Genomic DNA, 13,194 nt, shown 5'->3' with positions numbered 1-13,194 from the left:
AACTCGGAGAAATCTGCGTGCAGGTTCTCGGCATCAAGGCCGCAACAACTTCCAGTGCCCTTCGGAAACCACCTCGACGCGCCCGTCCGCCACTTTGATGGCGGTCTCGTCGTCGATCGCGTACGCCCGACCTTCGATGCCCGCCGCCCACCGCTCCGCGTTGACCATGGTGTTCCACGGCAGATCGGGGTGGTCCAGGTGCGGAAAGATCGAGAAGTCGACGACGCCCAGCGTTTCATCGCTTCCGCTGGGCGGTGACCATCCCACAAAGTCCTTCCCGATGCGAGGCGTCATCACCATGCTCCCGGCGCTCAATCCCACCCAGATCTTGTCGGTCAGGGACGGCAGAAGCTCCGTCAGCCCGGACGCCCGCATCCAGTGATACAGGTACAGAGCGTCACCGCCATTCACCAGCAGGACGTCGGCTTCCCGCACCCAGGGCGCCCAGCGGTCCTGTCCGATGCTGGGAAGCGCCGTGAGTTCCAGCACGCCCACCGACTTCCACCCCAACTCGCACATCGGCGCTCGGGGTTCTTGTCCGCTGATGAATCGCCAGGCGTGGCCGGGATTCGTCTGCGGATGTCCGTAGCCTGCCGTGGGAATACAGAGGGCGGTGGCATCCGCGATCGGCTTGCCCAAGAGGTCGACGAGTGCGCCGTGAATGCTCGAGTTCTTGATTCCGGCGGACGTGAGCAGAAGTTTCATGGGTTCTCTCCTTGGAGGTGGGGAGGACACTGAAAGGCGCCCCTCTGACCTCTCCTCGTTGCCGAAGCAAAATGCGCCTCGGACATAACGAGTGACTTTCTTACACCTATAACATACGAGAGGTGTAAGCGACCGAGACTGGACGTCGACACGTAGCACTTCATTCGGTCGCATCCGCTCTCGACGACCTGGCATGGTGTGCTCAGTGGGACGACAGACCTCACCACCTTCCGCCCCGTGGGCAGACTTGGACGTGCCGTCGGCTTGGCTGGTGGAGGAGACCAGGACGTGAGCGGCGTCCTCGACGAGCAGGTGAAGGTGTCGACGGACTTGCTACGCTCTGGTGAACAAGAGCTTGCTTACGCCCTACCCGGGGTCAGGAGACTCGATGAGGGCAGACAATTGGCGCCGGGCGCTGTCCCCATCGATGTGACGGCCCTCAAGCCGGGTCTTCGTGACGAGATCCAGTCTCCCTGAGGTTGTACGCGACCGCCTCGCGGATCAGCTCAGCGCTTGAAGGCCGACTTCGGCGACCTCGCGAAGGTCAATGCCGCGGCTCTCCTTCGCGAGGTCGCCCGCGTTCATCAAGCCACGCGGGTCCTGCAAGGCGGCACCGTGGAAGACGCCGACACTGCACACCAGCCCACGGCGAGACCAGGCGGGGCTGCTCCACTTCCATCCCTCGGTGAGGTTCGGATCGGCGGTCAGGATCAGCGTACGCGGGTGGGCCAGCAGCGAGCCACGCCAGTCGACGAGGCTCGCGATGCGCCGATCGATGTTCTCAGAGGCTTTCATAGGGGGCGGTCCTTTCGTGCGGCCCGGCGATTCAAGTATCGAAGAACTCTTGCAGCGCGGGCGCCAGGATCTTGGCGTCCACGTCGTGCGTCTGCCCTTCCAGCGTGCGGTACTGCCCGTTTTGCAATCGCTCGGCCACCGCGCGCGCGGCCTCCTGGATGAACGCGAAGCTCGCGCCACCGTCGAGCACCAGCGTGGGGGTGCTCACCTGCCGAACGCGCTCCTCGGGCAGGCCGTAGTCGCCCATGATGGTCGCGTCGTACTCCAGCGTGTGCGCCAAGGCTTCCTGCCTGGGCCACCAAGGCTGGCGGCGCGCGTTCGCCACGAATTCCGGCGGCAGGCCCACGACGTCTTTCATGAAGTACTCGGCGGCGTCTCCCCGGCGGCCCTGCGCCACGAGGTCATGAAAGGTGCGCGCCGTGTCTGCAGGCGGGCGACGCGCGGGATCGAGGACGAAGGGCGGCTCCCACAACGCCAACTTCCGGATCTTGCCGGGCAGGAGCCGCGCCGCTTCCAGCGCGAGAACCGCGCCGGAGGACGAGCCCCACAAGCAGGCCGACCCGCCCGCCGCGTCGAGGACCGCTTCGATGTCCTCGACCTCGCGCTTCACCGCGTAGGGAGCCGTGTCGCCGCTCGCGCCCCGCCCGCGTCGGTGCAGGTTGTACACCGTGAAGTGCGTCGAGAGCAGCGCGGCGACGGGAGCGGTGGAAGCGTGATCCACCGATCCGCCGCTCACGAGGATCACCGGCGATCCCGTACCGGAGCGGTCGAAGGCGATGCGGGTGCCGTCGTGCGAGGTGACGGTCTGCGTGCTGGCGTGGTTGGTCGTCATGCGGAACTCCTTGCTGGCGCGAGCCTGGAAAGGCCGGGTGTGACGAGTGGCCGGGTCGGCGGCGACGTGGATCATGCCGTGGTCTTCCGAAGGTGGAGGAACGCCGTGACGACCGCGCTCGGGGCGGGTGAAGTGAAGACGCTGCCGTACGGACCGCGAGGTTCGCGTTCGAGAACTTCGCGCCGTCCCAACTCGCGTCGCTCGGCCCACGGCCGAGCGACGCGAAGAACTCCACGACGTGCGCTAGTCCTTCGAGAATCACAGGGTACCAGCCCTCGTGCCTCGCCGGGGCGGAAACGAGAATCGGAGGGCGAACGAGTCCGGCACTGCGACCGTGCGCTTGAAATCTCGACGATGTGCCCTGGGCGTTCATTCGAACAACAGGCAATTTTCACTGCGGCGGAAAGTCACGTCGATTTGAATTACGCGTTCGCCTGACCTAGGCGCGCTGGAATTCTGGGGACGCGCTCAGAACGACCCGGCGAGCGCGCTGGAAGCGTACGAAGCGGCGCTGCGTCTCGGGGACCGAGAACGCTTCCCGAACTGGTACAAGGCGGCGGGCGCGCGGTTCTCGGTGAACTCGGCGCATGTGCGCGCGTCGATGGCGCGAGTGCGGGAAGTTCTTTCGAGGGGCGCGATGGAAGAATCGTCGTGCCCTCTGGATGACGGGGCCGCGTTCGAGGAGACAAGGCTCGAGCGGTCCGGCTGCTAGTTTACGAAGCGCAAAAGAAGAAACCCCGTCGAAGACGGGGTTGTCTTGGTGGAGCTGAGGGGATTCGAACCCCTGACCTCCTCATTGCGAAGACGAAAGCCCAACAGACAGCAAGACCGAACAAGACGGCTAAACCACGTCTACAGCGAGGTTTTACCCACCCTCCATTCTGCGCTCTCATCGGATAAGACGATCACAACCCAGCATTTCTGCTCCGGATTTGGCACAGATTTGGCACAACCTTCCGGAAGGCCACGACCGTGACCCCTGACCAGTACGTCACGGTACTCGAAGCCGCCCGCCACCTCGGCGTACACAGAGCCCTCATCTACCAAGCCATCCGCGACGGCCACCTTCCACACGTCATCATCGGTCAACGCATTATCCGCATTCCCGTCGCCGCCCTACACCCCGACGTCATTCGATCCCCCCTCCGGCGCTCCCAACGACGCATCTCACCACCTTCGCAGACGCTGCCCGCGGAGGAGACCTCCGAAGTCAACCCTCCCGTTCCACCAAAATCGAAATTGACCCCCCGCGAACCGACTCACGCTCACGGCATGAACGAAACAAAGTTCATCGGAATGTCCGAAGCCGCTCGACGCGCGCGCGTCTCCAGCAAAACCATCGCGTCTTGGGCGGACCGCGGCCTCGTCGCGTCCATTCGCATCGCCACCTTGAACAACGCGCGGCTCATCGACGCCCAGTCGCTGGAACGGTACGTGAACGAGCGAAAGGCGTCCTCGTGAATGCCCCAGCGTACCTCAGCGTGCAAGAAGCCGCGTGTCACCTTGGCGTGAGCCGCGCATTCATCTACCAAGCCATCTCGAACGGCGACCTTCCAGTCGTTTGCACCGGGCACGTTCTCGTTTCGGAACTGCTTCAGTTCGAAAAGCATCGCACTCGGCCGCGCCTCCCGCACCATGAAACGGCCTCAAAAGAGGAGAAGCCGACACCATGTCGTGCCGGTCTCTCCTCTTTCACCTTCGGCCCAGCGACCACCATAAACTCAACGTTCCGCCCACCACCCGAGGCCTCAACTCACGAGGACAGAACCGGCGCAACAATGCGCCAGTATCATGTGCGCCCCCTTCCCACGGCCGCCCGCCGATCTTGGATCGCGCCTCAAGGAAGTCGATATCTTGCATCCGTACGAGCCAGGGAAGACCGAGCATCACCGCAACGTGCACGGACGTCAAGATCAGCGGCGCTTTCGGCATTCCGCATAAAAAATCTTCAATCCCAGGAAAGACGAAGGGACGATAGGGACAACAGGGACGAAAGCAGTAAAAATGCCCTTCACACCACCATCTCGCTTGTCCCGACACTCGACCACAAAGAGGCGCCCTCCTTGCTTCCTTGGTCAGCTTCACCTCGGTGGTCAATGCGCGGCGCTCTTCGTGCTTGCAGCAGGTGTTGCCGTACCCCTCATAACCGACGATAAGCAGGGCAGGCGTCTTGTCCATCTCAGCGGACAAAAGGTCATGACATCGCGTCCTGTTTCCTCCCACAGCCCGGTCCTGGGGCCACCCAAGTTCAATAACATGCTCTTGCTTTGGCAAGTTGATCCACCTCGTGCCGTCCAAGGGCTTTCACGCGCATACAGTCGTACTGGCACGGCCAACGTCAAACTGCGCTCCGTCGATTTCTACCTTTCCGTTTATTGCCAGGGGCAAGACTTCAGCCGCGTCATGTCCAACCGCAAGGGCTGTTGACGTTCACGACTTGAACGGGCAGACGGGCAGGATGACTTCGGCTCCGCACGCTACACGATGCGCGTCACCACAAACATTCGAACGGGTGTCCTCGAACGCTTCACGAGCCGTCCAAGCACCTCGCCTCTGCTAATTCCGGATCCAACCGCACCGCGCAGCGCTCTCCCGCCACTTCCAGTACCCCATCGCGTCGCTCAGGCACGAACACCAACCCACGGCCCGCCTCATCAAGCCACACTTCCTCATCTCCCAGCACCAACCGCCCGCCCGCAGCAACGCGACCGTCACGCCAACGCAGCGTCACCCATCGGGAAACCCGGAAGTTCGCCGTCCAATCCAGTACGTGCAGCCCCGCCCCACCCAACTCGAACTCCACCCGGTCCTCCACGACGCTCACGTTGATGGGCAGCGCGTCCGGCGCGACGCTCAACGCGTACCGCACGTTGGCTGCCAGCCCAGTCAGCAGCACCTCACCCGACGCGTCCGTCGAGCCGCGCACGACCTCGTTGAGACGCACGGGAACGTTCGGTACGCCCGTTCGCACGAGCACCCCACCGCTCCCTTCGCTGCTCGTCAAACGCCACTGCCCCCCTGCTCGCGCGACACTTCCCGACACGCCTCCCGACAAGGTGCCCCGCGAATCCAACGCCGCCGACACGTCCACCACGCCTTGACGTTCCAGCGACGCCCGCAGCACGCCAGCAGCCACACCAACTTGCGTGCGCGTCGCGTCATCCCACGCTTGCGTCCACGTCACGCCGACCCCGTCACTCCACACGGCGTCGAGCGACGACTGAGAAGTCAGCGGCACGGACGCTCGCACCGTGAACTTCGCGACGTTCACGTCGAACTTCACGGCGCCTTCCACACTCCACCCGGACGGCACGCGGTATCCGCCGGCCACCTCGGCACTCCACAAGTCGAGTGCGTAATTGTACGTCACCGCTCCAGACGCCTGCCACGGCATGCTGTTCCAACGTGCGTCCAGCGACACGTTCCGCTTCGTCAAGTCGTCCGACCGCCACTCTCCCGACGCTCGCCACGTCCAGCCGCTGGTGCGCGCTCCAGCTTCACCACGTACCGTCACTCCACCGCCGAGCAGTCCATCCCCGACACTGAGCGCGCCCGACGCGAACCACGGCGTCGACGCGTAGTTCAAGCGTGCGCGAAACGCGGCAGCAGGACCGCGCAACGCCGCGCTTCCCTCCACGCTCCACTCGGGCGACAACCCGTACGCGCCTCCCACACCCGCGTACCACGCGCCACTCGCCCAACCTCCTTCCAACGTGACGCGTCCCGTTCCACTTGCTGGGGACCCGGCGGGACGCGGGATCGACACCCGCTGCTCGCGCGTTCCACTCGCGTCACGCACTTCCACCAGCACCTCCGTCGTCGTCGTATTGATCGGCACGCCGCGCAGCACCGTCACGCCCGGCTTGAGCCGCAGTTGCTGCACGAGCCGTCCTCCGACCGTGACGACCGCCGTCGCTTCCAATGGCGCCTCCACTTGAATCGGCGGCGCTTCCTTCACGAGTGGCGTCACCCACGCTGCTCTCGCCCCAGTCAACGCGCCTCGTCCGTACCGAGCGTCTTCGAACAGCAACGCTGAGAACACCCAGCCGTTCTCCGCACGGTACGCGACGCTGCCTCGCGCTGCACCCGAGAAGCCTCGCACGCCACTCCACCCTCCGGCGACGGCGGCATCCAAGCTGAACGGTCCGTCTTCGTAACGCGGCCGTGCCGACAACGCCACCTGAAGGTCGCGCCCTCCGAACTCCTGCGCGTACGCTTTGAGGGAGAGCGGCACGACGAGCACCCCGCCATCACCCGGCAAGGCGCGCAACGCCGGTTCGACTTGCACCTCGTACCGCCCGAGCAACGCCAAGGTCGGTGTGACGCGCAGCACCTGCTCCTCGTCATCCACGCGCGCGTTCAAGCTCGGCGCGAGCCGCACGAACACACGCGTGCCGCACGCCGCTCGCTCGGCCGCGTAGCCTTCCTCGCCGTCCCGCAGCGCCTCCCCCTCCACCCACACGTCGTTGTCGTTTCGCAGCACGAGGTGCTCGCCTCGACTGGACGCGCCAACCGTCACGGCGAGCAACTCGCGTGGCAACGCGCACGGCTCCGCCGATTGCGCGTGCGCGACCGACACGCTCAGCAGGACGCTAAGGAGCCGTGACGTCCAACCGCTGCCGATGCGTGCGCTTGTCGAGATCCGCGAACTCCACGTCGAGCGAGCCACCCTTCCCTCCCCACCCTTTGAGCGTGAAGTCCAACTTGCCGCCCGCCACGACGATCATGCTGCCAAGGCTGACGCTCGCGTCGCCCCGCGTGACTTTGAGGCCGATCACGACGACGCGCCGTCCGCCCGAGTTGCGAAGCGTGACACGCACATTCTGCCCATCGCGCTCCGCCGAGACATTCAGGTTCGGCTGCCCGTCCCGCTCACGCACGTACAACGGCACGCCCACCGCGAGCAACGTCGTGACTTGCACGGGCGCGCCACCCGCCTCGGGGGGCTGCTGCTCGAGCAGCAGACGGTACGCCGTTTCCGGTTGTTTGCGCGCCTCGCCCGCGAAGCCGACACGCACCACTTGCCGCTTGCCGGGCGCGATGGTGAACACCGCTGGATTCACGACGACGTCCGTCGTGCGCTCCAGTTGCTCTTGGCCGTTTTGCTGCACGCGCAGCACCGTGACTTTGTACCGGGCGGTTTGAGAGTCGGTGTTCGTCACGACCGTGGAACCGCTACGTTGCGAACGCAAGTCGAGCTCGACGCTCGTCGGGGAGATTTGTAGTTGCCCGGCGGTAGCGCTCGTGAGGGCGAACAAGGCAGTGAGGGTGAGGACGCGCAAGGAAGACTCCTAAAGGGTGAGAAGGCGAAGAGCGGATTGCTTGAATGCTACAAGATGAAGGGCCTAAGGAAGTTGGCAACGGCTAGAGAAGAGACGAGGAGGCTTGATAGGCACGATTGCAACCGCTAGAAAGTTTTTTCTCGAAGCGTCGTTGAAAGTGGGTTCAGCAACGACGAGCTTTCAGTCGGGCTGCCCAAGCAGTGCAAAGGTGACGTCATTCCGGGACCCGACAGGCGGAGTGACTTAGCCATGAGTGTCGAAGGTCGTGTCGAGCAGCATTTCGGTGAGCTCATGATGATGTTGACAGACCTCAGCGCTGAACCACCCCACTGCCCCTCACCTGTAAGGCCATGCTCGTCGTCTCGGTGGTGAACGTGCTGCTCAGCACCTCCGTGGAAGAGTTCCGGAATAACTCGGCAGGAAAGGTGATACATGGAGCGAGCCATTAAGTGATCGTCGAATTCTGGGGTTCCATAGCTGCCACGATGAAGTTCACGTTCTGCCTCGACGGTCGGATCCGATTGCCGAGCTTGACGCTCGGCAATGTCGTGGCACTCGAGAGCGTAACCGTCTTGCCGGCCTAGAAGCTGACGTCAACCGTGCTGCTGTTCAACGACAAACCTGCTGGTAAGGCCCCGCCCTCCACGTGTCGAGCGCACTTACTGCTCGTCTGTTAGCGCCGCACATTAAGCATGACGCATGAACCATCTCATCAACTCCCCGCAGTTCTGAGTACAGCATCCTGGAATTGAACTTGCACGGCACAGCGTGCTTTCCAACTAAATGAACGTTCTGATCAACTTTATGTTCGTTAGGCAGACCGAAATGAAGAGACCCGGTATCATAGCCGAGTCTCTCCTTTATTGAGACAGTATCCATTTAGTTACTTGGTAAATGATCCTGTCAAGGCTTGATGTCACCCAGCTCTGCCGCGCTACCCCCACCTACAATCAAGACTTTCCCAGCAAGTGACGTTGAACCCGACAGCAGCGTCGCCGTATGATCCGATCGGCTGTAATTCATGTACCCTACAAAGCTAGAGGTATTTGTGGTCGGATCGAAGACTTCGGCGCTGCTACCACCTGACGTACCGCCAGCTAACAATACTTTACCATTCGCTAGTAACGTCGCCGTATGGTTAGCTCGGTAATTTTGTAGGTACAGGAACGTCACGAACGTTTGAGTGGTGGGATCGAAAATCTCCGCATCAAATCGCTCGCTACTCCATGATGAGCAACCGCTGCAATTCCAAAAATTCGTTCCTCCCGCAAGCAGCACTTTTCCGTTGTTCAATAAGGTAGCCGTCGGACGATTGCGTGCGCCACTCATGCTTGCGATGGAGGTAAAGGTGTTCGAGGAAGGATCGAATATTTCTGCCGAACTGACAGCAGAGCCTGACCACGAGCACCTGTTGGAATAAGAGTCCGTTCCTCCAGCAATCAACACACGACCGTTTGAAAGGAGCGTCGAGGTGTGATTCGCGCGATCTGTTGTCATTCCATTCAGACTCGTAAAGGTGTTCGTCGAGGGGTCATACAATTCAGCGGTTGTTGTGGTCGAGGTTGTTGTGCCGCAACTAAGGCTGAATCCAGACGAGACATACCCCCCTGTAATCAGCACCTTACCATTCGAAAGTCTTGTAGAGACAGCGTTCGTTCGCGCAACGCTCATTGTTGCAGAGATAGCCGTGAAAGTGCTCGTAGCGGGATTAAACAGTTCCGCAGATGCTAATCGACCTCCCCCGGCGCTTGTCCCATTGGTGATCAATACGCGACCGTTGCTGAGGAGCGTGGCCGTGTGATCCCGACGCGCGACCGTCATGTCTGGCAAGGTGGTAAAAGTATTCGTAGCTGGGTCATACAATTGCGCGCTTGCCACGGTGGTGCCGTTGCTGTCTACGCCCCCAGCAATTAAGACTTTACCGCCGTACGCCGCGCCCAAGTCAGTTTGCGTGTGATCCCGACGCGAAATACTAGGGGAGGCTATAGCAGTGAAGGGCGGCGCGTTCACCGTGATCGTGATCGCCTTCGTGGCCGTGCCACCACCGCTATTCGCCACCCTGAACGTCACACTTGTCGTTCCTGCGGTTGTCGGCGTGCCGCTCACCACACCCGTGCTGCTATTCAAGGACAAGCCAGCCGGCAAGGTGCTGCCCTGGGCGACGCTGTACGTCAGGCTGAGGTTCTGTGGGTCGGAAGCCGTGACATAGAAGCCGCCGCTTTGCCCTTGCGTCAACGTCTGGTTTCCAACCGTCACGCTCGGTGGGGTGGCCGTGATCGTGAGGGTGATGGTCTTGGTGGCGCTCGCCCCACCGCTGTTCGTCACCTGGAAGGTCACCGGGAAGGTCCCGAAAACCGTCGGCGCGCCGCTCACCAAACCTGTACTGCTATCCAAGGTCAAGCCAGCCGGTAAGGTGCTGCCTTGAGCGACGCCGTACGTCAGCGCCAAGTTCTGAGGGTCCGTCGCTGTTACCGTAAAGCGCCCACTTTGGCTTTGATATAAGCTCTGATCACCGACCGTGAGGCTCGGCGCGGTCGCGTTGATGATGAGGGTGACCGTCTTGCTGGCGGTGCCACCGCCGCTGTTGGCGACTTGGAAGGTCACGGGGAAGGTGCCGAAAACGGTTGGTGTACCACTCACCACACCGGTGCTGCTATTGAGGGACAAGCCAGCGGGAAGGGTGCTGCCTTGTGCGAGGCTGTACGTCAACGCCAGGTCTTGCGGGTCGGAGGCCGTGACGTTGAAGTTCGCACTTTGTCCTTGCGTCAAGCCTTGAGTTCCTACTGTCACGTTCGGCGGGGTGGCCGTCACGCTCAAAGTCACGGTCTTCTCGTCGAACTCTCCGCTCGTGTTCGTCGCTCGCAACGTCACCGAAGACGCCCCGTAACTCGACGGCGTACCGCTGACTGCTCCTGTGTTCGCGTTCAACGTGAGGCCAGCCGGCAGCGTCCCGCTCGACACGCTGTACGTCAATGTAGAGTTCTGCGGGTCCGATCCACTCACGGCGTACGTCACGGCTTGCCCTTGCTGCAAGGCCGCGTTACTCGCCATCAGGGAAGGACGTGTCAACAGCGTGGATGTGGTCGTGCTCGACGTGCCCGCGACGCGCACGTTGCTCAGTTGCGTCCCACCCGGCAAGTTCGACCCGGGTAGTTTGACGAGGTCGAAGCCCGCTGGAACGGCACTCCTCCCCGCGACCGTGCCTGTCAGTTGCTCTTCGCTGCTCTGCACCACCCTCGGATTGGTCGTGTTATCCGCCACGACCAGGTACAGCATCGACGCGCTCTTGGGCGTGTTCGCCGCCGTGGTAACGGGCGTCTTGAACGCCAACGTCACCCGCCCGTCGAACTGACTCAAGCTCGGGTTGCCGGGCAGGGTCTTGTCGTACGCGTCGCAGTTGACGTCCAAGCAGTGCCGCACCCCGAAGCCCCACGGAAAGCTGTTGGCGAAGGCACTCACTTCGCTTTCGCTGAAGAGTTGCAAGTCCGCGCCCAACGCTTGCACGACGCTGGAGGTGTCCATGCGGTGCGTGGGTCGCAGGCTGCGCGCGACGTCCACGCTGGTGATGGCCGCTCCTGCGGCGTTGCGCATCGAGACGATGGCGGTGTCACCGAGAGTAGTGGTGTTGTCGAGGGCGAGGAAGGTGACGTTTTTGAGGTCGCTGTTGGGGGTGCTGCCTTTACCGTTTCGCACTTTGAAGTGCGAGTACAGGTAGCGGGTGCCGCCTGCGTCGAAGAAGGGGGTGGTGGTGGGCACGACTTGCACGTCGAGGCCAGCGGGAATGCTGGTGAGGTCGAGGGCACGTAGGGTGTCCGCGTCGGGTCGCACCCACTGCACGGCGGCGTCCTGCCCGGCGGTGACTTGCACGATGCCCAGCACGCGAGGACCGGTGGGAGCTTGAGGTGGCGTAGCGCAGCCGACGAGGAGCGCCAAGAGCAGCAAAGAACACTTCTTCATTACATCTCCTACGGCAGGTACCGCGTTAAGACGAAGCTCGAGTTTGTGCCGTTGTTAGTCTGCCCAGCAGCGACGATCTTTCCGTCTGGCTCCAGCACCAACGCGGTGGCGGAATCGTACACAGCTCCTATGGACGTGGTGACCTTGCCGCTCGAGCCGAAGGTCGAGTCGAGCGTGCCCGAGGTTGCGTACCTCGCGAGCGCGAAATTCCACGAGACGCCGTTGTAGGTCTGCCCGACAGCGACGAGTTTCCCGTCGGGTTGTAGGGCGAGGGCGGAGGCGGTGTCGGTACCCCCGAGGTCTGTAGTGACCACGCCGCTCGACCCGAACGTCGAGTCGAGCGTGCCGCTCGGCGTATACCGTATCAGCGCGAAGTCGTACTCGGAGCCGTTGGAGGTTCGTCCGGCAGCGACGAGCTTTCCGTCAGGTTGTAGAGCGAGAGCGGAGATACTGTCGTCCCCGGCGCCGATTGACGTGGTGAGAATGCCGCCCGAGCCGAAGGTGGCATCGAGGGTTCCATTCGGCGTGTACCGTGCCAATGCGACCCGAGTCGTGGCGTTGTTGTCCCAGTCGGTGAGGACGGTTCGTCCGGCAGCGATGAGCTTCCCGTCCGGTTGCAGCACCAGTGACGTCGCGACGTCGCTCGAGAAGGAGCTTCCCGAGAAGTCGAAGTTCGTCGTGACCACACCGGCCGAGCCGAACGTCGAATCCAGCGTGCCGTCGCTGTTGAACCGCACCAGCGTGAAGTCCTCAGCCGTCCATTCGTCGGTGGCAGTGCCGGCCACGAGGATCTTTCCGTCGGGTTGCACCACGAGCGCAGCAGCGTAGTCCTCCCCCGACCCGATCGGCATGACGACCCGACCATTGGTGCCGAAGGTCGTGTCGAGCGTGCCGTTCGAGTTGTACCGCGCCAGTGCCAAGTCGGAATACTGACCGTCCCAGGCGGCCCCCGCCGCGAGGATCTTCCCGTCGGGCTGCACGGCCACCGCGCGGGCAAGGTCATCCGCGAAGCCGAGGTTCGTCGTGACCTTGCCGTTCGTGCCGAAGGTCGTGTCGAGCGTGCCGTTCGAGTTGTACCGCGCGAGCGCGAAGTCCATCCCGTTCAAGCTTCCCTGGTTCCAGGCGTAACCGGCCGTGACGAGCTTCCCGTCGGGCTGCCGAGCCAGCGCGAACGCCACACTGCCGCCCGACCCAACAGGCGTGATGACCTTGCCGCTCGATCCGAAGGTCGGGTCGAGCGCGCCAGCCGACAGCACGACCGGCGTCAGCACGGAGAGCGTGAAGGTTTTGGAGAAGGACAAGCCCTCGATGTCCGTCGCGGTCAACGTGACACTCACCGTTCCAGGCGAGGACGGCAGCATCTGACTGGCTTTCACGCGCAACTGCCCGTTCGTCACTTCGAACCGCGCGTCACTCACGCTCCACGTGTGCACGTCCCCAGCATCCGCATCCACTGCGCTCACCGCGCCCACCACCGCGCCCGCCGTGCTCGCCGTCACGGAACTCCCACTCAGCGCGATGTCCGTCGGCACGTTGTTGAGCTGCGTACCTTGCGTCAAGGTCGTGCCGGGCAGCGTCACCAAATCGAAGCCCGATGGCGGCGCGGGTTCTCCGGCGATGGTG

Annotated in this window: 8 protein-coding genes and 1 pseudogene; 2 read left to right on the top strand and 7 right to left on the bottom strand. The window is 62.9% G+C overall.

What is annotated here, in order from left to right:
• Window positions 1-33: 33 nt before the first annotated feature.
• The 3 genes from DES52_RS11940 to DES52_RS11930 form a co-directional block, all read right to left on the bottom strand.
• On the bottom strand, window positions 34-705 hold the full coding sequence (locus tag DES52_RS11940; protein ID WP_110887054.1) for a Type 1 glutamine amidotransferase-like domain-containing protein: 672 nt from the start codon (window positions 703-705) through the stop codon (window positions 34-36).
• A gap of 501 nt (window positions 706-1,206) precedes the next feature.
• Window positions 1,207-1,500 (bottom strand): DUF1801 domain-containing protein, encoded by a 294-nt coding sequence (locus DES52_RS11935; protein WP_211317919.1) that lies wholly within the window; start codon window positions 1,498-1,500, stop codon window positions 1,207-1,209.
• Between the two features lie 31 nt (window positions 1,501-1,531).
• Window positions 1,532-2,332 carry an alpha/beta fold hydrolase gene (locus tag DES52_RS11930; RefSeq protein WP_110887202.1) on the bottom strand — a complete coding sequence of 267 codons (801 nt, stop codon included), beginning with the start codon at window positions 2,330-2,332 and terminating at the stop codon, window positions 1,532-1,534.
• Window positions 2,333-3,304: 972 nt separating this feature from the next.
• Here DES52_RS11930 and DES52_RS23740 point away from each other — a divergent pair.
• Together DES52_RS23740 and DES52_RS23475 are read left to right on the top strand one after the other, a co-directional pair.
• Window positions 3,305-3,442 (top strand): annotated as a pseudogene (locus DES52_RS23740) (helix-turn-helix domain-containing protein); the annotation flags it as partial.
• A gap of 162 nt (window positions 3,443-3,604) precedes the next feature.
• A complete protein-coding gene (locus DES52_RS23475; protein WP_245900955.1) occupies window positions 3,605-3,793 on the top strand; it encodes a MerR family transcriptional regulator in 189 nt (62 codons plus the stop codon).
• Between the two features lie 1,066 nt (window positions 3,794-4,859).
• On the opposite strand, the gene DES52_RS11920 is transcribed toward DES52_RS23475, so the two are convergent.
• The 4 genes from DES52_RS11920 to DES52_RS11905 form a co-directional block, all read right to left on the bottom strand.
• Window positions 4,860-7,001, bottom strand: coding sequence for a hypothetical protein (locus tag DES52_RS11920; protein ID WP_146237273.1), 2,142 nt, complete (start codon window positions 6,999-7,001; stop codon window positions 4,860-4,862).
• Complete coding sequence (locus DES52_RS11915; RefSeq protein ID WP_110887051.1) at window positions 6,925-7,614, bottom strand: fimbrial biogenesis chaperone; 690 nt, start codon at window positions 7,612-7,614, stop codon at window positions 6,925-6,927. The genes DES52_RS11920 and DES52_RS11915 overlap by 77 nt, the downstream gene beginning before the upstream one ends.
• A 903-nt stretch (window positions 7,615-8,517) precedes the next feature.
• Window positions 8,518-11,451 (bottom strand): kelch-like protein, encoded by a 2,934-nt coding sequence (locus tag DES52_RS11910; RefSeq protein WP_170131026.1) that lies wholly within the window; start codon window positions 11,449-11,451, stop codon window positions 8,518-8,520.
• A 128-nt stretch (window positions 11,452-11,579) separates the two neighbouring features.
• Window positions 11,580-13,194 (bottom strand): delta-60 repeat domain-containing protein (locus DES52_RS11905; protein ID WP_211317918.1); only part of this gene is annotated, 1,615 nt, incomplete at its 5' end.

The sequence above is a fragment of the Deinococcus yavapaiensis KR-236 genome (genome assembly GCF_003217515.1).
Taxonomy (GTDB): Bacteria; Deinococcota; Deinococci; order Deinococcales; family Deinococcaceae; genus Deinococcus_A; species Deinococcus_A yavapaiensis.
This window is presented reverse-complemented; position numbering and strand designations above follow the sequence as displayed.

Bases quoted from the DNA above. Each gene is read 5' to 3' on its own strand.
- DES52_RS11940 (WP_110887054.1), bottom strand. From the start codon at position 705: ATGAAACTTCTGCTCACGTCCGCCGGAATCAAGAACTCGAGCATTCAC.
- DES52_RS11935 (WP_211317919.1), bottom strand. From the start codon at position 1,500: ATGAAAGCCTCTGAGAACATCGATCGGCGCATCGCGAGCCTCGTCGAC.
- DES52_RS11930 (WP_110887202.1), bottom strand. From the start codon at position 2,332: ATGACGACCAACCACGCCAGCACGCAGACCGTCACCTCGCACGACGGC.
- DES52_RS23475 (WP_245900955.1), top strand. From the start codon at position 3,605: ATGAACGAAACAAAGTTCATCGGAATGTCCGAAGCCGCTCGACGCGCG.